At 71.8% G+C, this 25,993-nt stretch carries 19 protein-coding genes; 5 read left to right on the forward strand and 14 right to left on the reverse strand.

All coding sequences use genetic code 11. The features are described from left to right. The 4 genes from ACIQAC_RS04665 to ACIQAC_RS04680 form a co-directional block, all read right to left on the reverse strand. Positions 1-1,664 (reverse strand): RICIN domain-containing protein (locus tag ACIQAC_RS04665; protein WP_402188175.1); only part of this gene is annotated, 1,664 nt, incomplete at its 3' end. Positions 1,665-1,942: 278 nt separating this feature from the next. Beyond that, a complete protein-coding gene (locus ACIQAC_RS04670; RefSeq protein ID WP_402188177.1) occupies positions 1,943-4,069 on the reverse strand; it encodes a ThuA domain-containing protein in 2,127 nt (708 codons plus the stop codon). 5 nt (positions 4,070-4,074) lie between these two features. Beyond that, on the reverse strand, positions 4,075-6,930 hold the full coding sequence (locus ACIQAC_RS04675; protein WP_402186979.1) for a carbohydrate-binding protein: 2,856 nt from the start codon (positions 6,928-6,930) through the stop codon (positions 4,075-4,077). 282 nt (positions 6,931-7,212) lie between these two features. Then, a complete protein-coding gene (locus ACIQAC_RS04680) occupies positions 7,213-8,502 on the reverse strand; it encodes an ROK family protein (protein WP_402186980.1) in 1,290 nt (429 codons plus the stop codon). Positions 8,503-9,279: 777 nt separating this feature from the next. Between ACIQAC_RS04680 and ACIQAC_RS04685 the strand changes: the two genes are divergently transcribed. From ACIQAC_RS04685 to ACIQAC_RS04700, 4 genes are all read left to right on the forward strand, one after another. Beyond that, the gene (locus ACIQAC_RS04685; protein WP_402186981.1) at positions 9,280-9,774 is read left to right on the forward strand and encodes an FBP domain-containing protein; all 495 of its coding nucleotides are present in this window, start codon (positions 9,280-9,282) and stop codon (positions 9,772-9,774) included. A gap of 128 nt (positions 9,775-9,902) precedes the next feature. Further along, a complete protein-coding gene (locus ACIQAC_RS04690) occupies positions 9,903-11,159 on the forward strand; it encodes an FUSC family protein (RefSeq protein WP_402186982.1) in 1,257 nt (418 codons plus the stop codon). A gap of 56 nt (positions 11,160-11,215) precedes the next feature. Beyond that, on the forward strand, positions 11,216-12,247 hold the full coding sequence (locus tag ACIQAC_RS04695; protein ID WP_402188179.1) for a hypothetical protein: 1,032 nt from the start codon (positions 11,216-11,218) through the stop codon (positions 12,245-12,247). 232 nt (positions 12,248-12,479) lie between these two features. After that, positions 12,480-13,730 carry a lactonase family protein gene (locus tag ACIQAC_RS04700; RefSeq protein WP_402186984.1) on the forward strand — a complete coding sequence of 417 codons (1,251 nt, stop codon included), beginning with the start codon at positions 12,480-12,482 and terminating at the stop codon, positions 13,728-13,730. On the opposite strand, the gene ACIQAC_RS04705 is transcribed toward ACIQAC_RS04700, so the two are convergent. Both ACIQAC_RS04705 and ACIQAC_RS04710 read right to left on the reverse strand, forming a co-directional pair. Continuing rightward, on the reverse strand, positions 13,698-14,426 hold the full coding sequence (locus ACIQAC_RS04705; protein WP_402186985.1) for a DUF2470 domain-containing protein: 729 nt from the start codon (positions 14,424-14,426) through the stop codon (positions 13,698-13,700). The genes ACIQAC_RS04700 and ACIQAC_RS04705 overlap by 33 nt on opposite strands. Before the next feature lie 116 nt (positions 14,427-14,542). Then, positions 14,543-15,151, reverse strand: coding sequence for a TetR/AcrR family transcriptional regulator (locus tag ACIQAC_RS04710; protein ID WP_402186986.1), 609 nt, complete (start codon positions 15,149-15,151; stop codon positions 14,543-14,545). Between the two features lie 107 nt (positions 15,152-15,258). Here ACIQAC_RS04710 and ACIQAC_RS04715 point away from each other — a divergent pair, with 107 nt between their 5' ends. Next, complete coding sequence (locus ACIQAC_RS04715; protein WP_402186987.1) at positions 15,259-16,881, forward strand: cytochrome P450; 1,623 nt, start codon at positions 15,259-15,261, stop codon at positions 16,879-16,881. Here ACIQAC_RS04715 and ACIQAC_RS04720 read toward each other — a convergent pair. The 8 genes from ACIQAC_RS04720 to ACIQAC_RS04755 form a co-directional block, all read right to left on the reverse strand. Beyond that, positions 16,843-17,673: a pentapeptide repeat-containing protein gene (locus tag ACIQAC_RS04720; protein ID WP_402186988.1), complete on the reverse strand. Its 831-nt coding sequence runs from the start codon at positions 17,671-17,673 to the stop codon at positions 16,843-16,845. The genes ACIQAC_RS04715 and ACIQAC_RS04720 overlap by 39 nt on opposite strands. A gap of 55 nt (positions 17,674-17,728) precedes the next feature. Next, complete coding sequence (locus ACIQAC_RS04725) at positions 17,729-18,472, reverse strand: PIG-L deacetylase family protein (RefSeq protein ID WP_402186990.1); 744 nt, start codon at positions 18,470-18,472, stop codon at positions 17,729-17,731. Positions 18,473-18,617: 145 nt separating this feature from the next. After that, on the reverse strand, positions 18,618-19,919 hold the full coding sequence (locus ACIQAC_RS04730) for an alpha/beta fold hydrolase (RefSeq protein WP_402186991.1): 1,302 nt from the start codon (positions 19,917-19,919) through the stop codon (positions 18,618-18,620). Between the two features lie 136 nt (positions 19,920-20,055). Then, positions 20,056-21,081: a LacI family DNA-binding transcriptional regulator gene (locus ACIQAC_RS04735; RefSeq protein WP_402186993.1), complete on the reverse strand. Its 1,026-nt coding sequence runs from the start codon at positions 21,079-21,081 to the stop codon at positions 20,056-20,058. A 70-nt stretch (positions 21,082-21,151) separates the two neighbouring features. Beyond that, on the reverse strand, positions 21,152-22,234 hold the full coding sequence (gene rhaS, locus ACIQAC_RS04740; protein ID WP_402186995.1) for a rhamnose ABC transporter substrate-binding protein: 1,083 nt from the start codon (positions 22,232-22,234) through the stop codon (positions 21,152-21,154). Between the two features lie 103 nt (positions 22,235-22,337). Further along, positions 22,338-23,309 carry an ABC transporter permease gene (locus ACIQAC_RS04745; protein WP_402186996.1) on the reverse strand — a complete coding sequence of 324 codons (972 nt, stop codon included), beginning with the start codon at positions 23,307-23,309 and terminating at the stop codon, positions 22,338-22,340. Next, entirely contained in the window at positions 23,302-24,342 is a 1,041-nt protein-coding gene (locus tag ACIQAC_RS04750; RefSeq protein WP_402186997.1) for an ABC transporter permease, read from the reverse strand. The genes ACIQAC_RS04745 and ACIQAC_RS04750 overlap by 8 nt, the downstream gene beginning before the upstream one ends. Beyond that, positions 24,339-25,856, reverse strand: coding sequence for a sugar ABC transporter ATP-binding protein (locus tag ACIQAC_RS04755; RefSeq protein ID WP_402186999.1), 1,518 nt, complete (start codon positions 25,854-25,856; stop codon positions 24,339-24,341). The genes ACIQAC_RS04750 and ACIQAC_RS04755 overlap by 4 nt, the downstream gene beginning before the upstream one ends. Between the last annotated feature and the right edge of the window lie 137 nt (positions 25,857-25,993).

A 25,993-nucleotide genomic window follows, 5' to 3' on the forward strand; every position in this document is an offset into this window, starting at 1 on the left:
ACGTTGTCGCTGTTGACGACGAGGCTGGTGGTGGCCTTGCCGACCGCGGCGCCGCCGACACGGAAGTACACGTCGTGCAGCGAGGTCGGGTTGGCGGCGTGCGACGCCGACGAGCCGGTCGGACCGACCTCCATCAGCGTCTGCGAGTTGGTGGTGCCCGCGTCGAAGAGCACACCGGCGACCTTCACACCGTCGACGTCGGCGACCCGCATGGCGGTGACGCCGTTGTCGGGGATGAACGTGGCCAGGCCCAGACCCAGCACGACCGTGTCGGGACGGTTCACCTGGAGCGTCTGGTTCAGGTGGTAGACACCCGGCGTGACCAGCAGGTTCTTCCCCTCGGCCAGAGCGGCGTTGATCTGCGCGGCGGTGGCGCCCGGCTTCACGACGTAGAACTGGTCGATGGACAGCGAGGATCCGGGCGTGTTGCCGTTCGCCCACGTGGTGCCCGCGGTGTTGGTCCGCAGGGACGGGACGAACACCTGGTAGTCACCGTTGGAGTCGATGTACAGGTACGGCTTCTCGCGGGTCACCGGGCTCTGCGCCACCGTGGTGTACGGCGGGTTGGGGAAGCTGGTGCCCGGCACGCCCTGGCTGCCGACGAAGACCATGTTCCAGTTGGAGCCGGTCCAGCTGCCGAGCTGCGAGTTGCGGGTCAGCCACTGCTGCTGGGTGCCCGAGTTGACCTGGCCGTCGATCTTCGAGTCGGCCATGTAGCCGCCGCTGGACCAGCCGCCGTCGCTCAGCGCGAGGCCTCCGCGCACATGCATCCGCCGGTACGCGGACGCCTGCGAGACCGCCCAGCGGTCGGCGCCGCCGGTCGGGTTGACCGAGAGGTTCTCCGCGCCCCGCCAGAAGTTCTGTGTGGCGTTCTGCGGCGGGAACCAGTCCGCCTCGACATGCACGGCCCCGTTGATGGTCACCGAGTCCGGCGACTGGCCGAGCCCGAGGACCTGGGTGTAGAAGCCGACGTTGACGTCGGCGCTGTACGTGCCGGGCTTGAACATCACGGCGTAGCGCTGGGAGCCGAACTGGTTCGTCTCCTGCTGCTGGAAGATCGAGTTGAGCCGGCTCTGGATCGTCGAGGACGGCATCGACGGGTCGAAGACGACCACGTTCGGGCCGAGGTCGATGTCACCGGGCGGTGTGGTCACCGGAGCGACCTGGAAGCGCTGGGCGGCGCTGCCGTTGCAGGTGTACTGCACCAGCTGCACGCTGTCCGCGGTCGACGCGCTGGGCACGTCGAGGCACTTGCCGCTGTTGCGGTTGACGAAGTGGTAGGCGCCGCCGCCCTCGTCGACCGGCAGCCACTGCTGGTTGGTGCCACCGCCGTAGGCCCACAGGTGCACGAGCGCGTTGTCGGCCGTGGAGACGTTCGAGACATCGACGACCTGGTTGGCGTTGTTGCCGTTGTTGATCCGGACATAGCCGTCGCTGGTGGTCGTGAACGTCCACTGCTGGGCGGTGGAGCTGTTGCAGGCGTACTGCTGTACGACCGTGCCGTTGGCGGTGGCTGCGGACCGGGCGTCCAGGCACTTGCCGCTGCCCGAGTTGACCACGGTCGACGCGCCGGTCGGCAGGGCGGCGATTCCGACCTCGGCGTCCGGGGCGGCCTGTGAGGGAGCCGCGGTGAGCAGGGACGCGGCGGAGACCGTGCCCAGCAGGGCCGCGGCCCAGCGGCGGCGGACGGTCGCGGATCCGGGGTGCCGCGTGGGGGTGGGTGGAGAGAGGCGAAGCACACATCCTCCTAGCGAGGACTCGGCCGGGGACAGCCGTGGATGGGGGGGTGCGGGTGCGGGTGCCCGGACTGTGTGAAGTCCGGGCACCCCCACGGGTGTTGCAGTGTCCCGTGAAGCTATTGGTCTGCACCAACAGCGTCAAGAGATGAAACAAAGTGCGTCCCACCCGTGCTCTGCCGAACAGAAGTTGAAGCTACGCAGTGCTACTGGAAACGCCCCGCCCAGTACGCGGTGCGGTCCAGATACGCCGTCTCGGCGGCGGCTCCCGTCTGCCCGTAGGCGCCGTTGTAGGTCTGGTAGTTCTGGCCCGCCGGCGGGGTGGAGTCGGCCGGCTCGATGGTGCTGCCCTCGTGCCACTCGTTGAACGACGTCACCGACACCCATGTCGGATTGCCGCCGATCGCCGGGTCCAGGGCGTTGTTCCACTGCCGGTCGTAGGCCGCGCCGTTGGCCCGGGCCACGGTGGGTGTGGTGTTGCCCGGCACCGCGCGGTCGTCGACGTAGCCGGGTGCCACGGACGGCGACCAGATCAGCCCGTTGGCGCGGGCGTAGTCGCCGGCCTGCTTCCAGCCGGGTGCCGTGGCGCCCGCGATGCCGTCGTAGGTGTACATGCCGGAGAAGTGCGCGATCCTCGTGGTGTCGGTGGTCTGCGCCAGCACGATGCTGTTGCCGGTCACCTGGTCCAGCGCCGTCCAGTCCGGGATGTCGAGGCTCTGGAAGACGTAGAAGGCGTTCTTGCCGCCGTGGTCCGCCGACCGGTAGAAGGCGGGGTGGCTGCCGTAGGTGCTGTTGATGTACTGGATGTCGGCGACCGTCGACGCCGCGCTGCGGCCTCCGTACGGCTCCAGGTGCCAGGCCACCTTGATGCCCTTCTCCGCCGCCGCGTCGAGCACACCCCGGGCGAGCTGGTCCTCGTAGCTGCCGCGGCCCCACCAGCTGTAGACGAGCACACCGGCGCCCGAGCGGACGACCCAGTCCATGTGCTGCTCGACGGCTCCGGCGAAGTCACCGGAGTCGTAGGCACCGAGTGTGGGGTAGAAGTCGGCGCCGACGTCGTTCGGCGGGGTGCGTCCGCCCTGCTGCCAGTGGCGCCAGGAGCCGTTGACCGCCGGGCTGCCGTACCACGGGTAGTAGAAGAGATGGACGTTGTCGTCGAGGGCGTCGGCGATCGGTGCCGTGCCGAGGCTGAAGGTGTCGACGTCGAACAGGGCTCCGCCGCCCCCGGTGAATCGGAGGAACAGCGGTCCGGTCGCCGATCCGGTCAGGGTCGTGGTGACGGTGGTGAAGGTCTCCCAGCCGCCGGTCACCGGGACCGCCACCGAGCCGAGCAGGGTGCCGGTGGCCGAGCCGGAGCGGACCTCGATCCGGCCGCCCGCGCCCGCGGACGACACCTTCGCGGTGAAGGTGCGGGCCCCGGCGGTGGTGACGCCGGAGTAGCCCGCCCAGTCGCCGTTGTCGATATGGCCGAGGGTCTGCCCGCCGCTGGCCGGGGCATGTGCCGCGGCCTGTACGCCGGAGCCGGAGGTGTACGACTCCGCCTCGACCTGTCCGCCGCCGGCCGGGGCCGAGCAGTTGGCGCTGACCTGACCTGCCGCGTACCGCAGTCCGCCGAGGAGCAGCGAGCGGAAGTTGGCGTCGGCGTAGGACTCGATGGTGTGCCCGAGGCCGGTGTAGAAGGAACGGCCCTGGCCCTGGGGGTGGCACCAGGTGATGGGGTGGTCGCCGCCCATGGAGCCGCCGCTGTAGCTGCTCTCGTCCAGGGTCTGAAGGACGTGCACGTTGGGGCGGGGGTTGGCGCGGTAGTTGTACCACTCGTCGGAGCGGGTCCAGGTGGCGCCGAGGTGCGAGGTGGCCGGGTGGGTCCGGTCCTCGTTCCTGATCGTGGCCGTCTGGATCGCCGGGTGGCTCTGGAACCAGGCGCCCACGAGCTGGCCGTAGTACGGCCAGTCGTACTCGGTGTCGGCCGCCGCGTGCACACCGAGATAGCCGCCGCCGCCGTCGACGTACGACTGGAGGGCGGTCTGCTGGGTGGTGTTGAGGACGTCGCCGGTGGTGTTGAGGAAGACGACGGCCTCGTAGGCGGCGAGGTTGGCCGTGGTGAAGGCGCCCGCGTCCTCGGTGGCCGTGATGGTGAAGTCGTTCTGCTGGCCGAGTGTGCGCAGGGTGTTGATGCCGGTCGGGATGGCGTCGTGCCGGAATCCGGCGGTCTTCGAGAACACCAGGACCTCGAAGGGCGCGGCGTGGGCCGTGCTCATCGGTGTGATCAGCGCTCCGAGCAGGGACATCGCCGCGACGGCGGTGCAGCGGCGCAGTGTGCGCATCAGGTTCATGGTCATCACCCCTTTCGCGTGGAGGCGGTGGTGGTGGAGGACAAGGTGAAGGTGTCGACGTCGAAGAGCGAGCCGGCCCCACCGGTGAAGGTGAGGAACAGCGGGCCCGTCCCGGAGCCGTTGAGCGTGGTGGTGACGTTGGTGAACGTCTCCCAGCCGCCGGTCACCGGCACGGTCACCGAGCCGAGCACCGGCCCGGTCTGTGAGCCGGAGCGGAACTGGATGGTGCCGCCGGCGCCCGCCGAGGAGACCCGGGCGGTGACCGAGGTGGCGCGCACGGTCGAGACGGAGGCGTAGCCCGCCCAGTCGCCGTTGTCGATGTAGCCGAGGGTCAGTCCGCCGCTGGCGCCGGTGTGGGCCGCCGTCTGGACGCCGGAGTTCGAGCTGAACGACTCCGCCTCCCACGGGGTGGTCGTGGTGGAGCCGGTGCCGAATGTGAAGGCGTCGAGGTCGAGCAGGTTGCCCTGGCCGGTGACGCCCTTGAACACCAGGAAGAGTTCGGTGCTCGCGGCGGGCACATTGGTCAGGTTGGCGCTGACGTCGGTGTAGTTCTCCCAGCCGCCGGTGGGGGCGACGGTGGCGGTGCCCAGCAGGGTGCCGGTGGTGGATCCGGCCCGCACCTCGATGGTGCCGCCCGGTCCGCCGGAGGCCACCCTGGCGGTGAACCGGGTGGCGCCGGTGAGGGCGTAGGGCTTGAAGGAGACCCAGTCGTTGTTGTCGGTGAAGCCGACGGTCCTGCCGCCCTCGGCCGTGGGGTGGTCGGCGATCTGGATGCCGGACTGGGCGCCGAAGTGCTCGCCCTGGCGGTGGCGCGGCTGGAGGGTGCGCAGCGAGTGGGTGGTCAGACCGGCCGAGTCGGTGTACTCGGCGTCGAACACCCCGTAGAGGTTCGCGGCGCTGTCGTGTTCGCCGTCGGCGGGCACGGTGAGATTGCCCGAACAGCCGTTGGTCGAGGTGATCGCGTGGGTGTGGCTGTCATGGCCGAGGAGGTAGGTGACCTTCACCCTGGAGCAGTCGATCGTGCCGTCCTCGGGGTCGCTCACCGCCACCCGGAACGGGACGGTGTCGCCGAAGGAGAACAGCTGCCCGTCCAGGGGTTGTTGCAGGGTCACCGTCGGCGCGGTGTTGCCCGCGGTGATCACCAGGCTCGCGGTTCCGGTGAGCCCTTGTGGGTCACGGACGGTGAGGGTGGGGCGGAAGGTGCCCGCGGTGGTGTACGTGTGGCTGGGGTTGGCCTGGGTGGACGTGGAGCCGTCGCCGAAGTTCCACGAGTAGGTGAGCGCGCCGCCCTCGGGGTCGGAGCTGCCCGCGGAGGAGAACTGCACGGCCAGCGGCAGGGCGCCGGAGGTGCGGTTGGCGGAGGCCTGGGCGACGGGGTTGCGGTTGGCGCCGCCGATGTACTCGATGCGGTACAGGCCGGCGTTGTTGCTGCCGGTGCCGTAGTCCAGGACGTACAGCGCGCCGTCGGGGCCGAAGTCGCTGTCCATCACCTGGGTGCCGTTCCAGGGGACGTCCTCGATGACACCGTAGGAGCCGTCGCTGCGGACCTCGATGGCCTTGATCCACTGGCGGCCGTACTCGCCGGCGAAGAAGCGGCCGTCGAGGGACTGCGGGAACTTCACCGTGGACGAGGAGTTGGGGTCGTAGCGGTAGACCTCGCCGCCCATCGGGGACTCGGAGCCGCCGCCGAACTCGGGCGGGGAGCCGTCGAGGCCGTACTTGATCCAGCTGGGCCGCGCCGGCGGCAGCTGGGCCTGCCCGGTGTTGCGGAACGAGTTGTTGGCGGGGCCGCCCGAGCAGTTGTACTTGGCGTTGGCGGGGCCGCTCGGGAACGTGTACTCGTTGTACGTCTCGTTCGTGGTGTTGGTGCCCGTGCAGTACGGCCAGCCGTAGTTGCCGGGCGAGGTGATGCGGTCGAACTCGACCTGGCCGCCGGGCCCGCGGTTGGGGTCGGTGGCTCCGGCGTCGGGGCCGTAGTCGCCGAGGTAGACGATGCCGGTGGCCTTGTCGACGGACATCCGGAACGGGTTGCGGAAGCCCATCGCGTAGATCTCGGGCCGGGTGTTCGCGGTGCCCGCGGCGAAGAGGTTGCCCGACGGGACGGTGTAGCCGCCGGCGGCGGTCGGCCTGATCCGCAGCACCTTGCCGCGCAGGTCGTTGGTGTTGCCGGAGCTGCGCTGGGCGTCGAACTGCGGGTTGCGGTTGGTGCGTTCGTCGATCGGCGCGTAGCCGGCGGAGTCGAACGGGTTGGTGTCGTCGCCGGTGGTCAGATACAGGTTCCCGGCCGCGTCGAAGTCGATGTCGCCGCCGACGTGGCAGCACTGGCCGCGGTCGTTGGGCACTTCGAGGACGACCCGCTCGCTGGCCATGTCGAGGGTGCCGTCGGTGCGCAGGGTGAACCGCGAGAGGTTGAGATGCCCCTTCCAGGCCTCGAAGTCGGCGGCGCTGCCGGTGGTGGGCGCGTCTCCCGCGGGGGTGTTCAGCCGTGGGGAGTAGTACGCGTACACATACCGGTTCGTGGTGAAGGCGGGGTCGGCCGCGATGCCCTGGAGGCCTTCCTCGTCATGCGTGTAGACGTCCAGCTTTCCGGCCTGCCTGGTGTTTCCCGCGGGGTCCGTGATGCGGATCGTGCCGTCGCGGGCGGTATGCAGGACCGAGCGGTCGGGCAGCACGGTCAGGGACATCGGCTCGCCCATCTCGGCGGCGCCGGTGGCGAGTTGGACCTGCTGGTAGTCGGCCGGCGGCAGGTCCGCCACGGCCGCGGACGCCGTGCCGGCCGCAGGGGCCGCGGTGGCGGCTCCGGCCAGTACGAGCGTGAGCGCAAGGAACGTTCTCAGCCCTGCGCGAGGGCGTCGGAACATGGGGGATCGTCCTTCCTGACGTTGGGGGATGTCAGGCAAGGCGCGCGCCGGCCGCGCTTGCCGGGTACCTGTGCGACGCGCGGATCCGGAACACCCGAGTCCGTGCGTTGTGCAGTAATTGCGTTACGCAACAAGGGAATTGCAGATATCTGCGAACCCTTTGCATGCTGCGAGGCACCCGTCAATTTGTCAAGGGCCTGTCAAAACTAGACTACGGCAGTGTTTCCCGGCCCGTGCGCGAACGCGCCCCCTGCTGGACCGGACCACCGCATCCGTCGCACCTCAGTGCGGCGCCCGCTCCTCCAGCACCGCGTGCCACGCGGGCGCCGGGCCCTCGGGCACCGGCTCCGGGCGCCGGCCGCCGCGCGCGAAGAAGTCGGCGAGCGGCAGGATCGCGGCACCCACGGTGACCGCGTCGGGACCGAGCCGGCCGAGCTCGACGGTCACCTTCTGCGCCGGGTACTTCAGCGCGTACGACACCGCGTGCCGGCGTACGTCCGGCAGGAACCGCGGGCCGAGCTGGAGGCCGGCCCAGCCGCCGATGAGGATGCGCTCCGGCTGGAACAGGTTGATCAGGTCGGAGAGCCCCGCGCCGAGATACTCGGCGGTCTCCTCCAGGACCCCGAGCGCGACCGGGTCGGCCTCGCCGCCGTCGGCCGGATAGGCGGCGGCGAGCATCGCGGTGAGGGTCGTCTCCTCGTCGCTGTCCTCGGGCGGCCGTCCGCCCGCCTCGCGCCAGCGCTCCAGCAGCGACTCGGCCCCGGCGTAGGCCTCCAGGCAGCCGAGTGCGCCGCAGCGGCAGCGCCGGCCGCGCACCCGGACCGTCAGATGGCCCCACTCCACGGCCCGGCCGTGCTCCACCTCCGGCGTGACCAGACAGGCGCCGACACCGGAGCCGAACAGGACGACCACCGCGTTGTGCGCGCCGCGTCCGCCGCCGAACCACATCTCGGCCTGGCCGAGGGTCTTGGCGCCGTTGTCGATGAAGTACGAGACGGAGACGGGCAGTTGGGAGCCCTCGCGGAGCAGCTCCTCCAGCGGGACCGCGTCCCAGCCGATAGTCTGGCCGTGCACCACGGCACCGCGCTCCGCCGTGCGCTCGACGATGCCGGGGACGCCGATGCCCACGCCCAGCAGCTGCTCGGGGCCGACACCGGCGGCCTCGATCACCTCGCTGATGCCGTCGCGGATGTGACCGACGATGACGTCGACGTCGTAGCGCTGGTGCTCCAGCGCGCGCTCGGTGCGGGCGAGTTCGGTCAGCGCGAGATCGAACAGCTCGACCCGCACACGGGTCTCGCCGACGTCGACGCCGATCATGTGGCCACTGGTGGGCGCGACGCGCAGCAGGGTGCGGGGGCGACCGCCGTCGGAGTCGACGCTGCCGGCCTCCTCCACCAGTCCGTCGCCGACCAGGTCGGCCACGACATTGCTGATCGAGCCGGAGCTGAGGCCCGTCGCCGGGCCCAGTTCGAAGCGGCTGAGGGGGCCGTCGAAGTACAGCCGTTGCAGCACGGCCGTGCGGTTGGCCCGCCTGAGGTCCCGCACTGTGCGCCCGTTCCGCCCCGCCATGTGGCTCCTTCCGACCCGCGTCCGACCTGCAACATACCTCTGGGGTTGCCCCGGGCGCGACCTTTCTCGAACCCTTAATTCATGTTATGAGCAAAGCGCGGGGCAAGGCCGGGCGGGGTACGGGACGCCACGCACACGTCCCCGCGGACAACCCCGGAGCGACGCCCGCCCGGGAGGCGGAGCGGCCCGACGCCGACCGGGGGGCCGGCCCGACAGACCTTGCCGGCCGGCCGACGAGTCCTGCCACGAGCGACGGCGTGCTGTCGGTTCCCTGTGCGGTCCCGTCACAGGGTACGCAACAGCGGGTGTACGGGAACTGTGCGCGGAGTGAGTGCGTGGGTCCGCCGTGGTGTCGCCCGGCGGGGGTGACGGCGGGGCGGTGCCCAACTCCCTTGGCGGCAGGGGCGGTTCAGGGGCTCGGCCGCACCTGCGCCTGGGATCCCGGATGTACCGAGCGGTGACGGTATCGGCTGCGTCCCGCGTTCACGGGCTCGTCGGCACCCGGCGTACACGGGCTCGTCGGCACCCCGCGTTCACGGGCTCGGCTGTACCCGTGCCGCCTCGATGCCCGAGCAGGCGGTCCCCGCGCCCTCGGGGGCCCCGAAGCGTGTCGCGCGACGTGGTGCAGGGCGGCCCGCGCCCGCGGTGGCCGGACCCCGTCCGGGAAATCCATTGGTATCCCCCTATCCTGACTATCTATCGTAGGACCGTTCCTAGGATGCCTAGGAATCTAGGAATAGCTGATACCACGCTTGCAGCACACCCGGGAGGCTCCCCATGCGCTCACTCACCGAGCAGGACATCCGCGCATCCTTCGTCAACTGTTCGAAGGGGGAGGCGAAGCGGCTGGCCGTGCCTCGGGATCTTGAGCAGCGGCCCTGGAGCGATCTCGACTTTCTCGGGTGGCGGGATCCGGGCGCGCCCGACCGCAGCTATCTGGTGACCGAGCGGGACGACCGACTCGTGGGGGTGACCCTGCGGTTCCCCGCGTCCCAGCGCGGCTTTCTGCACCGCAGTATGTGTTCGCTCTGTCTGACGACCCATCCCGGTGGTGGCGTCTCGCTGATGACGGCCCGCAAGGCGGGCACCGCCGGCCGCGAGGGCAACTCGGTCGGTCTGTACATGTGCACCGACCTGGCCTGCTCCCTCTACCTGCGGGGCAGGAAGGTGCCGGACAGCGGGGGCCGGTTCGAGGAGAGCCTCACCGTGGAGGAGCAGATCGCGCGGGCGACCGGGAATCTCTCCGCCTTCCTCGACAAGCTGTATACGTAGGCACCGGCCCCGGCGTCCAGCGGTGGATCACGCCTCCCGCGGTCTCCCGCCCCGCCGTCTCCCCCACCCGGCCCTCCCGGAACACCCGGCACGTTCGACACACCGGATCGGGGGGAACAGCCCCAGGGATGCGAGACGTACGTAAGTGGTGGCCGCCGCTCGTCCGCGAGGTGCGGCGGCGGAGCCGGGACCCGGTGATCGTGCAGACCCTGCGGTCGACGGGCGCGGCGACGATCGCGTATGTCATCGCGCTCCGGCTCAGCCCCGAGGCGGCGCCGCTCACCGCGCCACTGACCGCGCTGCTGGTCGTGCAGGTCACCCTCTACTCGACGCTCACCACCGGCATCCGCCGGGTCAACTCCGTGGTCGCGGGCGTCCTCGTCGCCATCGCGTTCAGCCTCCTGGTGGGTCTGACCTGGTGGAGCCTCGCGCTGGTGATCCTCGCCGCGCTCGGGGTCGGGCATCTGGTGCGGGTCGACGAGTTCGTGCCCGAGGTGGCCATCAGCGCGATGCTGGTGCTCGGCGTCACCGCCGTCGGCGACACGGCCTGGGCGCGGATCGTGGAGACGCTGATCGGCGCGGTGGTCGGCCTCGGCTGCAATCTGCTGGTGGCGCCGCCGGTCTGGGTGGACGAGGCGGGTGCCTCGATCGAGGGGCTGGCGCGCCGGGTGCGGCAGTTGATGCTGCGGGTCGGTGAGGAGGCGGCCGGGCGTACCCCGGCCCAGCAGGCGGCCGAGCGGCTGCACGAGGCACGGCAGCTGGACCACGAGATCGTCGAGGTCGACGCGGACCTGCGGCAGGCGGAGGACAGTCTGCGGCTCAATCCACGCGTGAAGGAGGGCCTGCTGCACCGGATCGTGCTGCGCACCGGCCTGGACACGCTGGAGATCTGCACGGTCGTCCTGCGGGTGATCGCGCGCACCCTCACCGACCTGGCCAAGGAACGGGAACCCGAGCCGTTGTTCCCCGCACGCACGGGCGCGCTGGTGGAGCAGCTCCTGTCGGAGATCGCCGACGCCGTGGTGAGCTTCGCGGTGCTGGTCACGACCAGTGTCAGCGTGAGCGCCGAGTCGGCGGAGGCGCGCCTCGCGGCCGAACTCCGGCAGGCCGCGGCCACCCGCGACACGCTGGCCCGGCTGCTGCTGGAGGAGGTGCGGCACAACGACCGGCAGTGGCAGTTGTTCGGCGCGCTCCTCACCGAGGTCAACCGGATCATCGACGAGCTGGACACCGAGCACCGTTCGCGCCGGCTCTTCGAGGAGCTGGACCGTTACTCGCGCGAGCAGCGGGAGCGCAGGCCGCGGCTGACCCGGATGCGGGAGCGGGTGCGCGCGTCGCGTCGCGCGATGCGGAACCGAGCGGCGGCCGCCCGGCGTTCTCTGTGAAGACCGTGCGCGACATCATCGGCGGTCACCTGGACGACGACGAGGGGAGCCCGCGGATGGCCACGGCCGGCACGGTGCGGATCGACGGAAACACACTGCGGCTGCCCGGCGGTGTGGCGGTGCGGTTCATCCGCACGCTGCGACTGCCGGAGACGGGTACGCACGCGCTGCCGCCGGGGCTCGGTGAGTTCCCGGTCCGGCGGGTCGAGGACTTCCCGGACACCGTTCCGCCGGAGTGGCTGGCGCGCGGCGGGGTGCTGCTGCCCGTGTATCTGCGCGAGGCGATGTGGCTGAGCTTCGGCGGCACCACCGAGCCCGCCGCGTTGCAGGTCGGGGTCGGCAAGGTGTGCGCGGTCTCGGGCGAGCCGTGGAGCGACCGGCTCGCCCACGACCCGCAGAACTACGTGGTGCTGCCGCGCCAGCCGTGGCTGGACGGCATCAACTCCGGCAAGGGCACGGTCCGGCAGTTCGTCGCGGTGCCACTGGGCCTCGGCGCGACCGTCGAGGGCCAGGTCACCGGCGAGGAGGTCTGGGGCGGCGTACAGCTGCGGTCCTTCCCGCTGAACGACCGGGCGCTGGCCGCCTGGCGCGAGTCGCAGCGGGAGCGGCCGGCGTTCGCGCGCGGGATGGCGAAGGCGGCCGGGGGCTACGGGGCGGCGATGCCGATGGCGGCACCGGCGGCTTTCGGCGGGGCTCCGCCCGCCCCCGCGGCGATGGGTCTGGGGGTCGGCGGGTCGATGCGGCAGGAGGTCTACCGCGACGACCGGCGCCTGTCGGACTGGTCGCGCGAGCCGTCCGGCCGGGTCTTCGTGCATCTGGTGACGCCGCCGGAGTGGCGGCGGATCACCGGCGAGGCTCCGCCGCCGTCGCCGGTGGACCGGGCGGCGTACACCCGCGCGGGACTGCCCTGGTTCGACTACTACGACCAGGAGGGCGAGGACCTCGCGCCCTCGGAGCAGCTCGGCGGCGTGAAGCCCGTCGGCGACTGGCTCGGCGACGACCACGAGCCCTGGCAGGAACCCTCCGCCGGCCAGACCCACCAGCTCGGCGACCCGCCGGGAAAGCCTGTGCAGGACGGGGACTGGTGACGGGACGGGACGGGGACCAGGTGGCGGGACCGGGGACTGGGTGAGGTGACGGGTACGCGCGTGCCCCCACCCCCCACGCCCCACCGCCCACGCCACGCCCCACCCCCCACGCCCCACCCCACACCTCCACACAAACACCCCCTCGCCCCCACGACCCTCCTTTGCGTCACCGCCCGCCGCACGCCAAGGTGGGTGGCGGGCGGTGAGGCAGTCGACGACCTGAGGTGCGGGCATGGGCAGTGGTGCGGAAGCTGCGGGCGCGAATGCGGCGGGCAGCGGTCTGACGAGACGCCGGCTGGTCGGGGCGTTGACCGGGACCGCCGCGCTGGCCGTGTTCCCGGGCACGGCGTGCGGCGCGAAGGACGAGCCGGCGCCCGGCGCGGCCTCGTCCCCGGCCTCCGGCGGCGCCGCCGCGCAGGACGCGGCCACCAGCCCGGTGCCCGAGCCGACCGCCGGCCCGCGTCCGCTGTATATCGGCACCTACACCTCCGTCGACGGCGGCGGCACCGGCATCGGGACCGCCACGTACGACCCGGCGACCGGTGGGATCACCGGGACCGGCACCGTCACGGGCGTCGGCGATCCGTCGTATCTGGCGCTGCATCCGGGCGGCGGCACGCTGTACGCCGTGAACGAGCGGGCGGACGGCGCGGTGACCGCCGTACGGCTCGACGACCACAAGGTGCTGGGCAGCCGGAGCACGGGCGGGGCGGCGCCCTGTCATCTGTCGGTGCATCCGGGCGGCCGCTGGCTGCTGAGCGCCAACTACACGTCGGGCAGTGTGGCCGTGCACCCGATCGACGCGTCCGGCGCGCTGGGCGAGCGCAGCGACCTGGTGACGCACTCCAGCCCGGCACCCGGTCCCGGCCAGGACGGTCCGCACGCGCACCAGTGTGTGACGAGCCCGGACGGCGGCCATGTCCTCGCCGTCGATCTCGGCACGGACACCGTCTACACGTACCGGCTCGACGAGGCTGCCGGCACGCTCACGGAGGTCTCGCGGGCCCGCACGCGCGCGGGTGCCGGTCCGCGCCACCTCACCTTCCACCCGGGCGGGCGGTACGCCTACCTGGCCAACGAGCTCGACAACACGGTCGCCGTCTGCGCGTACGACGTGGCCGGCGGCCGGCTGACCGTCGGGGAGGCCCAGCCGACGGGCACGGGCGCGGGCACCAGTTACCCGGCGCAGATCCTGGTGACCGCGAACGGCGCGTACGCCTATCTAGCCAACCGGGGCCACAACAGCCTCAGCCGGTACGCGGTGGAGGCCGACGGGGCCCGGCTCAGGCTGCTGGACACGGTGCCGGTGGGCGGTGACTTCCCACGGCAGATCGCCTTCTCGCCGGACGGGCGGCTGCTGTTCGCGGCGAACCAGCGGTCGGGCACCGTGACGGTCTTCGAGGTGGACGACACGAGCGGTGAACTGTCCCGCGCGGGCGGGCCGTTCGCGTCACCCGTCGCCGTCTGTGCGCTGCCGCTGTAGCGCCGGACGGTTGCACGCGGCGGCGCTCGCCTGGGCGAGCAGGACGTGCATCCGCTCGGTGAGCTGCGCGACGGTGTCGGCGGGGGTGTGGAAGGGGAGGCGTACGTCGCCGTGGGCGCGGCGGCGTTCGATGCGCAGGGTCAGTCCGTGCCGGTCGACGGCGAGGGGCTGGACACGGACGACACCGTGCAGGTTGTCGGACTCCACGAGGCGGGTGAGCCGCTCGACGGCGTCGGGGTGGGCGTCGGCGAGGTGGGTCAGCAGCCGGGCCTCGGCGGTGGCCAGCGGGTCGGGCGTGGCGGCGGCGAAGTCGTCGAGGTCCACGACCTCGGCTCCGGTGGGCTGGTGCAGCACCACGCGGGTCGCCTTGAAGACGAGGTGTCCGTCGACGGAGGAGAACCAGCCGGCCAGCCAGAGCCGGGCGCGGATCCGGTTCTTCACGGGAACGGGGGCGACGTCGGCGAACTCCAGGACCGCGGACGGCTCGCCGCGCGGGGCGCAGATCGCGGTGGCGAGCAGCGCGCTGTCGTCCGGTACGTGCAGGAGCACCCGGCCGTCCTCGGCGACCTCGTGCGCGCCGACGAACTCCTCGCGGCTGCCCTCCGCGGTCACCGCGCACGACCACGCGGCGGCGAGCACCGAGCGCGCGCGTTCCGCCGCGCCGGGGGCGGCCGTCCAGGTTTGGCTGTCACCCATCCGAATCCTCCTTAGGTAAGGCTTGCCTAACCTATCGAAGATCGGGCCGCGCGCCAACCAGGCGGACCGTGAAGTCACACAGAAGATGCGCCCCCTTCACAAAGACGGGGTCCGGCTCAGTCCGGGACGACCCCGAGCAGCGCCCGCGCACACAGCTCCCGCACCTGGTCCCGCGAGAGTTCGGACCGTCTCAGCCACTCCAGGCAGACGGACGTCGTGAACGCCAGCCAGCCGTGCACCGCGAGCCGCAGCTCCGGCCGGGCGACCGCGGCGGGCCCGAACTCCGGGTCCGCTTCGAGCGCGGCGAGGATCTGCCGTTCCTGCGCGGCCAGCGCCCGCTGGTAGACACGCCGTACGGCCTGGTCGCCGGCCGCGTCCGCGCGGTGGAACGCACGGAAGCCGTGGGCGTGCTCCTGGACGTACTCCAGGAACGTGTCCAGGCCGGTGGAGAGCTGGTCGCGGACCGGCACCCCGGGCACCGCGGCCGTCATCCGCAGCATCCGCTCGCTCTCCCGCTCCACCACGGCGGCGAAGAAGACCCGCTTCGTCGGGAAGTAGTGGTAGAGCAGCCCGCGCGACACACCGGCGATCTCGGCGACCTGCTCGATCCAGACGTCGTCGTACGGGTTCTCCGAGAAGAGCCGCGCGCCGACCGACAGCAGTTGCTCCCGGCGCTCCTGCGTGCTGAGCCGACGCCGTACGCGCTCGCCCTGGTTCGCGGCCATGCCGGCACCTTACTTGACGCCGGTTCAACAGCGGGTCGAGACTGAACCCGCTATTGAACCCACGTACAACACGCGCAACCCGCCGCCGAGTCAAGGGAGATCGCGTCATGGCGGAGACGGCACAAGCCGCACTGCCGAAGGGCTTCCGCAGCGCCGAGCAGGGCTGGCCCGAGCTGCACCGCATCCCGCATCCGCCGCGCCGGGTCCCGCTGGTGGGCGATGTCGTCGGCGCACGGCCACGCAGCCCGTTGCAGGACTCCATGCGTTACGCGCGCCTGCTCGGCCCGATCTTCCGGCGCCGGGCGTTCAACAAGGAGTTCGTGTTCGTGTGGGGCGCCGGTCTCGTGGCCGATCTCGCGGACGAGACCCGGTTCGCCAAGCACGTCGGGCTCGGGGTCGCGAATCTGCGCCCGGTCGCCGGGGACGGGCTGTTCACGGCGTACAACCACGAGAAGAACTGGCAGTTGGCGCACGACGTGCTGGTGCCCGGCTTCAGCCGTGAGGCGATGGCGGGCTACCACCCGATGATGCTGGACGTGGCCGCGCGGCTGACGGACCACTGGGACGGCGCCGCGGGCGCCGGACGGACCGTGGACGTGCCTGGCGACATGACCAAGCTGACCCTGGAGACCATCGCGCGCACCGGGTTCGGGCACGACTTCGGCTCCTTCGAACGCTCCCGGCCGCATCCGTTCGTCACCGCGATGGTCGGCACCCTCGCCTACGCGCAGCGCCTCAACACCGTGCCCGCGCCGCTCATGCCGCTGCTGATGCGCCGGGCCGGCCGCCGCAACGCCGCCGACATCGCGTATCTGAACCGCACGGTCGACGACCTCGTCCGCACCCGCCGCACGGCGAGCGGGGACGGCGACCTGCTGGACCGGATGCTGGACACCACCCACCCGGAGACCGGCGAGCGGCTGTCCGCGGAGAACGTCCGGCGGCAGGTGATCACGTTCCTGGTGGCGGGGCATGAGACCACGTCCGGCGCGCTGTCGTTCGCGCTGCACTACCTGTCCCGGCACCCGGAAGTGGCCGCACGCGCGCGTGCCGAGGTGGACCAGGTGTGGGGCGCCACGGCGGCACCCGGCTACGAGCAGGTCGCCAAGCTGCGCTACGTCCGCCGGGTCCTGGACGAGTCGCTGCGGCTGTGGCCGACCGCGCCCGCGTTCGCCCGGGAGGCGCTGGAGGACACCGTGCTGGCCGGGGACCATCCGATGCGGCGCGGCGCCTGGACGCTGGTGCTGACGTCGATGCTCCAGCGCGACCCCGAGGTGTGGGGCGCGGACGCCGAGTCGTTCGACCCGGACCGTTTCGAGGCCAAGGCGGTACGGGGGCGGGCCGCGCACTCGTTCAAGCCGTTCGGGACGGGGGCCCGGGCCTGCATCGGACGGCAGTTCGCCCTGCACGAGGCCACCCTCGTGCTGGGCCTGCTGCTGCGCCGCTACGAGCTGCTGCCCGACCCCGCCTACCAACTGCGGGTGACCGAGCGGCTGACCCTGATGCCGGAGGGACTGCGGCTGGGACTCACGCGCCGGAGCGGGGTCTACGGGGGTGGGGCCTACGGGGATGGGGCCTACGGGGATGGGGAGCCCGTCACCGACGGCGAACCCGTTGCGCGGGAAGCGGTCGGCGGCCCGCCGTCGGACACGGCACCCGGCGCTCCGGACACCACCGGCGCGTCCGGCGCCTCAGACGCCCGCTGTCCAGTGCACCGGCCGGGTCACTGACCCGGGCAGCCGGGTGCCCGCACTCCCCCGGGCCGCGTTCAGCTGCGGCTGGGTGAGGAAGAACGCGCCGGTCAGGTCGGCGTCGGTGAGGTCGGTGTCGCGCAGGTCGGCACCGATGAGGTCGGCGCCGCGCAGATCGGCGCCGGTGAGGTCGGCCGCGATGAGGTAGGCGCCGCGGAGGTTGGCGCCCCGCAGGTCGGCCCCCTTGAGGCGGGCGCCGATCAGGTCGGCGCCGCGCCGCTGCTTGCCCCGGCCGCGGGCGCCGGCGCGGGCCAGCTCGCTGGTGCGCAACAGCAGGACGTTGACCTCCTGCCGGTGCGCGGCAACGTCGAGCGCGGCGAGCTCCTCCGGGGTGCCCAGGGTGAGCTGTTCCGTCCGTTCCAGGGCGCGGCGCAGGTCGGGGTGGACCGGGCGGGCGGCGGACAGGGTGAGTGCCTCGGTGAGGCACCAGAGCAGTTCGTGCAGCTGGCGGACCACCGGGAAGACGTCGAACATCCGGCGGGCGTCCTCGCGCGGGCCGGTGCGCCAGTCCGTGCCGCCGAACGTGCGCTGCGAGACCTTCTGGCCCGCGCCGAAGCAGTCGTAGACCGTGCAGCCGGTGAAGCCCTGCTGCCGGAGCCGGGCGTGGATGCCGCACCGGTGGTCGTCGCGGAGGTTGGGGCAGGGGGTGCCGGCGTCCTTGTCGAGCGCGAAGTCGGCGGAGGCCGCGAAGGGCAGGGCGACACAGCACAGTCCGAAGCAGTTGGCGCAGTCGCCGTGCAGGACGGCCAGGTCACCGGGTTGGTCTCGCATGACGTCCAGCCTAGTCACCGGTCCCCCGGCACCGCGCCGACGTTCAGTCGGCCGGTCACCGGGAGAAGAGCTCGAATGAGACCGCGGGGCGGCCGCCGAACCGCTCGCCCGTGCTGCGCGCGAACCCGGTGAGCAGATCACGCACATGTGTCTCCGGGTCCTCGTCGGTCAACGCCTCGATGTAGGCGCGGTGTTCGAGCAGCGAGCGCACGGCCCGCTCCAGCCCGGCGGTGGCGTCGACGGCGTGGGTGGGCGAGACGGAACCGGCCACGGCGACCCACCGGACGCCGTTCCACGGTTCGAGGCCCTGCTCGCCGAGTTCGGGGAAGATCCAGCGGTTTCCCGCGTCGCCCGCCGCGTCGAGCGTGGCCCGGCCGACGGCCACGTGATCGGGGGTGTTCCAGGCGAACCCGCCCCAGGTGTCGCGGTGGTTGAGGGTGATCACCAGCTCGGGGCGGTGGCGGCGGATCGCGGCGGCGATGTCGCGGCGCAGCGGGACGCCGTACTCGATGACGCCGTCCTTGTGGTCCATGAACTCCACCGTCGACACCCCGACGACCGCCGCGCTCGCCCGCTGCTCGCGCTCGCGCAGCGGGGCCGCCTCCGCGGGCGCCAGGGTGTCGATGCCGGCCTCGCCGCGGGTCGCGAGCGCATACGCCACCTCGCGTCCGGCGTCCGTCCACTGCGCGATCGCCGCCGCGCATCCGTATTCGAGGTCGTCGGGGTGCGCGACCACCGCGAGGGCGCGCTGCCAGTCGTCGGGCATGGGCTCAAGCTGAGTGGTCGTCGGCTCGCTCATGTCCGCAGACTAGCCCGCGGCACGGGACCGCCACCCGAGGGTCCCGGAAGATCACATCCGGGACCCTCGCCTCCGGTTGCGGACCGTGCCACGAGCCCCGGGCGGCCGGCCCGCACACCGGCACCGCGCCGCGGTCCCGGCCCGTTCAGACCTCGTCGCGGGCCAGTGCCAGCAGCCGGTCCAGGACCCGCGGGCCGCCCGCGCGGACGCCGTCGTGCTCGAACTCGTCGGTGACCCAGGTGCGCAGGCCGCGGATGGAGCGGGCGGTGTGCAGGGCGTGGGCCGTGTCGACGTACATGTCGTCGTGGTAGACGGCCGCGGCGACCGGCACCTCGTTGGCGGCGAGGCGCTCGCGGTCGTAGAGCGGCTGCCAGTCGGCGCGGGCGGCGAGGAGTTCGGCGGTCTCGCGCAGCGGGCGCAGCGCCGGGTCGGCGTCGAACGTCCAGGGGTGCACCGACTCGCCGGTGAACAGCAGCGGCCCGTCGCCGGTGAGCGTCTTGGCCGCGTCGAACTGCGGGAACTCGCCGCGGACCCGCTCGGCGGACCAGTCGGTGGGCCGGTCGTCCTGGCCGTAGATCGCCTCGTGGATGAGGGCGTAGAGCGGGTGGCCGGCGTACGAGAGCAGGCTCTGGGCCTCCTCCTGGAAGGCGTCGGACAGTTCGCCGCCGCCCGGGGTGCGCACGAAGGCGTCCTCCAGGAGGTAGTGCAGCCGGTGACTGCCCTCGCTGCCGCCGAGGAGGATGCCGAGCGACTGGAACGCCTCGACGGTGAGGCGGTAGCCGTTGGGCAGGACCACGTCGTGACTCAGCAGGTGGTCGGCGATCCGGCGGGCCCGCTCGACGTCCTGCGGGTAGCGGGCGTAGTGGGCGGCGACCTTGCGCTCGATACGCGGGTAGGCGGCGCGGTAGACGTCGTCGGCGTGGGCGTCGAGGGCCGGCAGGCCGCCGGTGATGACGGCGGCGCTGAGGCCCTCGGGGGCGGTCGACAGGTAGTTGACCGTGCAGAAGCCGCCGAAGGACTGGCCGAGGACGGTCCAGGGCGCGCCGCCGGTGATCTCGCGGCGGATCAGTTCGCAGTCCCGGACGATCGAGTCCCCGCGGAAGAGGGTCAGGTAGTCGGCCTGTTCGGCGGGGCCGCCGCGCAGCGGGAGGGTCTGCCGGTTGGCGGGGGTGGAACGGCCGGTGCCGCGCTGGTCCAGAAGGAGGACGCGGTACTCCTTCAGGGCCCGTTCGAGCCAGGCCTGCCTTCCGACGAAACGGTTCGCCCCGAAGCCGGGGCCGCCCTGGAGGTAGACCAGCCACGGCAGGTCCTGGCCCGGCCTGTCGGCGGCGGCGACCTCGCGGGCGTAGATCTCGATCGTCTCGCCCGCCGGGGCGTTGTGGTCGAGGGGCACGGTGAAGCGGCGGTCGGTGAGGACGACGCCGGGCTGGCGGTAACTGACGCTCAACGGGGCTCCCGGTGCGGACGACTGTGCTGGCCGCGTCCCAGTTCAGCACACCCGGCGGGGCGCGCGACGAGCGGGGATCATGAACGGCTGCTGAATGGTCGGTCAAACGGCTGCTGAACGGCGGGTCAGCGCCGGGTCAGCGGCCGGCGAGGCTGGAGCGGCGGACGACCAGCTCGGGCTGGAGCACCAGGCGCCGGTGCTGGTGCGGCGGGACCCCGGGTCCGGCGTCGGTCTCCTCCAGCAGCAGCTCGGCCGCCAGGGCCCCCATGGTGACGGCGGGCTGCCGTACGGAGGTGAGCGGTACGGCGGCCGCGGCGGCGAACTCGATGTCGTCGTAGCCGACGATCGCGAGGTCGTCCGGCACCCCGACACCGGCCGCGTACATGGCCTGGAGGACACCGAGGGCGAGCAGGTCGTTGGCGCAGAACGCCGCCGTCGGCCGGTCCCCCAGGCCCAGCAGCCGGGCGCCCGCGTCCCGGCCGGCGGCGACGTCGAGCCGCTCGGTGGGCAGCTCGCGCAGCGCGTCGGGGCCGAGGCCCGCGCCGGCGAGGGCGTTCAGCGCGCCGGTGCGCCGGTCGCGCACCTGGTTGAGTCCGGGCGGTCCGCTGACGTACGCGATCGAGCGGTGCCCGGCGTCCACCAGATGGCGCACCGCCAGCGCGCCGCCCGCCACGTCGTCGACCGACACCGAGCACTCGGTGATGCCGTCGGAGACCCGGTCGACCAGGACGAACGGGATGTTGTGGCGCCGGAACGCGGCGATGTTGCGCCCCGTCGCGTCGGCCGGGGTGAGCAGGACCCCGCGGACCCGCTGCTCGGCGAAGAGCGACAGGTAGTCGGCCTCCTCGCCGGCGTCCTGGGCGCTGTTGCAGACCATCACGCCGAGCCCGGCCTTGCGCGCGGCGCGTTCGGCGCCGCGCGCGACGTCGACGAAGAACGGGTTCCCCATGTCCAGGACGAGCAGCCCCATGATGCGGCTGCGGCCCGCGCGCAGCTGGCGTGCCGACTCACTGCGGACGTAGCCGAGCCGGTCGATCGCCGAGAGCACCCGCGCGCGGGTCTCGGTGGCGACCGAGTCCGGACGGTTGATCACGTTGGAGACCGTGCCCACGGAGACTCCGGCGGCGCGGGCGACGTCCTTGATACCCACCGACTGGGCCATGGGGCGGAAACCTCCAGGTGAACGAGGGGCGGCGGGGGCCTTCACAGTACCGCCACGGCACACGGCGGCCTCAGAAGTCGTACTGGTCGATGTTCCCGGCGTTGAAGACGGTCGGTTTGCCGAGGCTGATCACACCGTCCGCGCCGATGGTGAACCCGCCCATGGATCCGGCGGTGAAGGTCTCGCCCTCCTTGCCGGTGATCTGCCCGGAGGACAGCGCCACGGCGGTACGCGCGGCCAGTTCGCCCAGCTTGGCCGGGTCCCAGAGCTCGAACGCCTCGACGGTGCCGTTCTTGACGTACTTGCGCATGTCGTTCGGGGTGCCGAGGCCGGTCAGCGCGACCTTGCCCTTGTACTTGGAGCCGGACAGGTACTGGGCGGCGGCCTTGATGCCGACGGTGGTCGGGGAGATGATCCCCTTCAGGTTCGGGTGTTCCTGGAGCAGTCCCTGGGTCTGCTGGAAGGACGCCTGCGCGTCGTCGTTGCCGTAGGCGACCTCGACCAGCTTCATGTCCTTGTACCGCGGGTCCTTGAGTTCGTCCTTCATGAACTCGATCCAGGTGTTCTGGTTGGTGGCGGTCTGCGCGGCGGACAGGATCGCGATCTCGCCCTTGTGGCCGATCTGTTCGGCGAGCAACTGCACCTCGGTACGGCCGAGGTCCTCGGCGGAGGCCTGGGAGACGAAGGCGTTGCGGCAGTCGGCCTTGGTGTCGGAGTCGTACGTCACGACCTTGATGCCGTTCCTCATGGCCTGCTTGAGCGCGGTGCACAGGGCGCCGGGGTCCTGCGCGGACACGGCCATGGCGTCGACCTGCTGCTGGGTGAGGGTGTTGACGTAACTGACCTGCCCTGCGGTGTCGGTGGCACTGGACGGCCCGACCTCCTTGTAGCTGGACCCCAGTTCCTTCAGCGCCTTCTCACCGCCCTTGTCGGCGCTGGTGAAGTAGGGGTTGTTGACCTGCTTGGGCAGAAAACCCACCGTCAGGCCCTTCTTGAGGGCGGCATCGGGATCGGCCTTGCCGCCACTGGCGGCAGAGGCGTCCTCGTCGGCCACGTCCTCCTTGGTGGTGCCGCCACAGGCGGTCAGGGCGAGCGCGAGGGACGTGACGACGACGAGGCTCACGGAGACACGCCGGAGGAGTGCATTGAGCATTACGGCTCCATTTGGAAGAGGTTGCGGAAAGCCCAGCCAGGGGCGCGGGGCTGTATTCGACATGCGGCTCCGCCGCGTGGCCGCGACCAGCCACATACAACGGTCAGCCGGACGACTGAGCACGTACTACGGCGATCTGCCGGGCCACCCGCGGCCCGAGGACGGAGAGCACGAGCAGTACACCCGTGACGACGATCTGCGACTGCGCGGAGACGTCCTGAAGGCTCATGACGTTCTGTAGCGCGCCCAGCAGGAACACCCCGGCGATCGCGCCACCGAGCGTGCCCCTGCCGCCGTCGAAGTCGATCCCGCCCAGCAACACCGCGGCGACGACGGAGAGTTCGAGGCCTGTCGCGTTGTCGAAGCGCGCGCTCGCGTAGTGCAGCGCCCAGAAGACTCCCGTCAGCGAGGCCATAAGTCCCGTGACGGTGAACAGGACCAACTTCTCCCGCTTCACCCGCAGCCCGGCGAACCGCGCCGCCTCCTCATTCGCCCCGATGGCGAACAACGCCCGCCCGAAGGGTGTGGCGTGCAGCGCCACAACGGCGATCGCGAGCAGCACAACAAACGGCAGAGAGGCGTACGGCACGAACGTGTCCCCCATACGCCCGGAGGCGAAATCCAGATAGCCCGACGGAAAGTCGGTGACCGCGTCGGCCCCCAGCACGATCTGCGCGATCCCCCGATACGCGGCGAGGGTGCCGATGGTCACGGCGAGCGACGGCAGCCCCAGCCCCGTGACCAGCAGGCCGTTGATCAGCCCGCAGACCAGCCCGAGCAGCAGACAGATCGGGATGATCGCCTCGATGGTCAGGCCCTGGTTCCACAGGGCGCCCATCACCGCGCCCGACAGCCCCGCGGTGGAGGCCACGGAGAGGTCGATCTCGCCGGCGACGACGAGCAGGGTCATCGGCAGGGCGATCAGCGCGATGGGCAGGGTGTTGCCGATCAGGAAGGAGAGGTTCAGTGCGTTGCCGAAGCCGTCCACGAAGCCGAAGGACAGCAGCAGGACGACCAGCAGGAGCACACCGACGACGGTGTCCCAACGGACCGCGCGCGTCAGGGAGTCAGGCACGGCGGGCGCTCCTCTTCTTCAGGGCGGACGCCACCCGCAGCGCGACCACACGGTCCACGGCGATGGCGAGGATGAGCAGCGTGCCGTTGATGGCGAGCACCCAGACGGAGCTGACGCCGAGGGCGGGCAGCACACTGTTGACCGAGGTGAGGAGCATGGCGCCCAGCGCGGCGCCGTAGACGCTGCCGGAGCCGCCGGTGAACATCACGCCGCCGACCACGACCGCGCTGACGACGGTGAGTTCGTATCCGGTGCCGGTGCCGGAGTCGACGTTGCCGAAGCGGGCCAGGTACAGCGCGCCGGCGAGTCCGGCGAGGGCGCCGCAGAAGGTGTACGCGGCGAGGATCCGTCTGCGGACCGGGATGCCGGCGAGCCGCGCGGCCTCGGGGTGGGAGCCGAGCGCGTACAGCTCCCGGCCGCCGCCGTAGTGCTTGAGGTAGTACGCCGTCGTCACCAGCACGGCCAGGGCGATGAGGGCGAGCCAGGGGACCGCCGAGATGCCGCCGGAGCCGAAGTCGACGAATCCGCCGGGGAGATCGGCGGCGGTGATCTGGCGGGAGCCGACCCAGATGGAGTCGATGCCTCGGACGACGTAGAGGGTGCCGAGGGTGACGACGAGTGCCGGCACCTGGCCGAGGCTGACGAGGAGTCCGTTCAGCAGACCGAAGCCGACCCCGGTGAGGACCGCGAGCAGGACGGCCACGACGGGGTTGCCGCCGCCCTGGAGGAACGTACCGGCGGCGAAGGCGCTGATGCCGAGGGTGGAGCCGACCGAGAGGTCGACGTTGCGGGTGATGACGACCAGGGACTGGCCGGTGGCGACCAGGACGAGGATGGTCGCGTTGAGGAGCAGGTCCTTGATGCCCTGCTCGGAGAGGAACTCGCTGTTGCCGGCCCGGGTGACGGCGATCATCACCAGGAACACGGCCAGGATGGCGAGTTCGCGCATCCGGAACACCCGGTCGACGAGGCGGGTGCCGCTGGACCTGGGCACGTCGGTGACGGGTGCCGGCTGCGGGGAGGTCACCGTCATGCGGCGGCCCTCCCGGTGGCGGCGGCCATCACGGTCTCCTCGGTGGCGGCGGAGCGCGGTATCTCGGCGGTGAGCCGGCCCTCGTGCATCACCAGCACCCGGTCGGCCATGCCGAGCACCTCGGGCAGGTCGGAGGAGATCATCAGCACCGCCACGCCGTCGGCGGCGAGCTGGGAGAGCAGCCGGTGCACCTCGGCCTTGGTGCCGACGTCGATGCCGCGGGTCGGCTCGTCGACGATCAGCACCTTGGGCCGGGTGGCGAGCCACTTGGCGAGCACGACCTTCTGCTGGTTGCCGCCGGAGAGTGTGGCGACGGCGTCGGCGATCCGGGCGTACTTGACCTGGAGCCGGACGGCCCAGTCGCGGGAGCGGCCGCGTTCGGCGGCGGGATCCATGAACCCGGCCCGGACGGTCGTACGGAGTCCGGTGAGGCCGATGTTGCGCTCGATGGACATGTTCATCACCAGGCCCTGGGCGCGCCGGTCCTCGGGGACCAGGGCCAGCCCGGCGGCCATGGCGGCGGACGGGGCGCCGCCCGCGAGCCGGCGCCCCTCGACCTCGACGTCGCCCGCGTCCGGGCGGTCGATGCCGAAGACGGCCCGTGCCACCTCGGTGCGTCCGGCGCCGACCAGGCCGGCGAGGCAGACGATCTCGCCGCGCCGGACCTCGAAGGAGACGTCGGTGAAGACGCCCTCACGGGTCAGGCGCCGTACGCTCAGGGCGACTTCGCCGGGCCGGACGTCCTGCTTGGGGTAGAGCTCGTCGAGGTCGCGGCCGACCATCCGGCGGACCAGGTCGTCCTCGGTGATACCGGACAGCGGTTCGCTCGCCACGCGGGCTCCGTCGCGCAGGGTCGTGACACGGTCCCCGATGCCGAAGATCTCCTCCAGGCGGTGCGAGACGAACAGGACGGCGGCGCCCTGTTCGCGCAGGGTGCGCACCACGCCGAAGAGACGGGCGACCTCGCTGCCGGTGAGGGCGGCGGTGGGTTCGTCCATGATCAGGACCCGGGCGTCGAAGGAGAGCGCTTTGGCGATCTCGACGATCTGCTGGTCGGCGATGGACAGTCCGCGGGCGGGCCGCTCGGGGTCGAGTGCGACGCCGAGCCTCCGCATCAGGACGGCGGTCGCCTCGTACGCGGCCTTGTGGTCGACGCGGCCGAGGGAGCGGCGGGGGCTGCGGCCCACGAAGATGTTCTCGGTGACGGACAGGTCCGGGAAGAGCGTGGGTTCCTGGTAGATGACGGCGATCCCGGCGTCGCGGGCGTCGCGGGGGCCGTGGAAGACGGCGGGCGCGCCGTCGAGCAGCAGCCGGCCGGTGTCGGGCCGGTGCACTCCGGCGAGGGTCTTGATGAGGGTCGACTTGCCCGCGCCGTTCTCGCCCGCGAGGGCGTGCACCTCTCCGGGCCGTAGCTCCAGGGAGACGTCCCGCAGGGCGCGCACGGCGCCGAAGGACTTGGAGACGTCCCTGAGCGCCAGCACCGGGGCCGGACCCGGGTCGGACGGGTGGGTCATGTCAGGCTCCTCGACGACGCCGGCGGGAGCTTTCCCACGGCGGCGTGAAAGGTTTCAACTGGGTTGCCGGGGACGGTAGGCACCACGCACCGGGCCCGTCAATGGGTCGGTGGCGAAATTCTTGCGGTGGGCGGAAG

Source organism: Streptomyces sp. NPDC088387 (assembly GCF_044753385.1).
GTDB lineage: Bacteria > Actinomycetota > Actinomycetes > Streptomycetales > Streptomycetaceae > Streptomyces.

Bases quoted from the DNA above. Each gene is read 5' to 3' on its own strand.
- ACIQAC_RS04670 (WP_402188177.1), bottom strand. From the start codon at position 4,069: ATGAACCTGATGCGCACACTGCGCCGCTGCACCGCCGTCGCGGCGATG.
- ACIQAC_RS04675 (WP_402186979.1), bottom strand. From the start codon at position 6,930: ATGTTCCGACGCCCTCGCGCAGGGCTGAGAACGTTCCTTGCGCTCACG.
- ACIQAC_RS04680 (WP_402186980.1), bottom strand. From the start codon at position 8,502: ATGGCGGGGCGGAACGGGCGCACAGTGCGGGACCTCAGGCGGGCCAAC.
- ACIQAC_RS04685 (WP_402186981.1), top strand. From the start codon at position 9,280: ATGCGCTCACTCACCGAGCAGGACATCCGCGCATCCTTCGTCAACTGT.
- ACIQAC_RS04690 (WP_402186982.1), top strand. From the start codon at position 9,903: ATGCGAGACGTACGTAAGTGGTGGCCGCCGCTCGTCCGCGAGGTGCGG.
- ACIQAC_RS04695 (WP_402188179.1), top strand. From the start codon at position 11,216: ATGGCCACGGCCGGCACGGTGCGGATCGACGGAAACACACTGCGGCTG.
- ACIQAC_RS04700 (WP_402186984.1), top strand. From the start codon at position 12,480: ATGGGCAGTGGTGCGGAAGCTGCGGGCGCGAATGCGGCGGGCAGCGGT.
- ACIQAC_RS04705 (WP_402186985.1), bottom strand. From the start codon at position 14,426: ATGGGTGACAGCCAAACCTGGACGGCCGCCCCCGGCGCGGCGGAACGC.
- ACIQAC_RS04710 (WP_402186986.1), bottom strand. From the start codon at position 15,151: ATGGCCGCGAACCAGGGCGAGCGCGTACGGCGTCGGCTCAGCACGCAG.
- ACIQAC_RS04715 (WP_402186987.1), top strand. From the start codon at position 15,259: ATGGCGGAGACGGCACAAGCCGCACTGCCGAAGGGCTTCCGCAGCGCC.
- ACIQAC_RS04720 (WP_402186988.1), bottom strand. From the start codon at position 17,673: ATGCGAGACCAACCCGGTGACCTGGCCGTCCTGCACGGCGACTGCGCC.
- ACIQAC_RS04725 (WP_402186990.1), bottom strand. From the start codon at position 18,472: ATGAGCGAGCCGACGACCACTCAGCTTGAGCCCATGCCCGACGACTGG.
- ACIQAC_RS04735 (WP_402186993.1), bottom strand. From the start codon at position 21,081: ATGGCCCAGTCGGTGGGTATCAAGGACGTCGCCCGCGCCGCCGGAGTC.
- rhaS (WP_402186995.1), bottom strand. From the start codon at position 22,234: ATGCTCAATGCACTCCTCCGGCGTGTCTCCGTGAGCCTCGTCGTCGTC.
- ACIQAC_RS04750 (WP_402186997.1), bottom strand. From the start codon at position 24,342: ATGACGGTGACCTCCCCGCAGCCGGCACCCGTCACCGACGTGCCCAGG.
- ACIQAC_RS04755 (WP_402186999.1), bottom strand. From the start codon at position 25,856: ATGACCCACCCGTCCGACCCGGGTCCGGCCCCGGTGCTGGCGCTCAGG.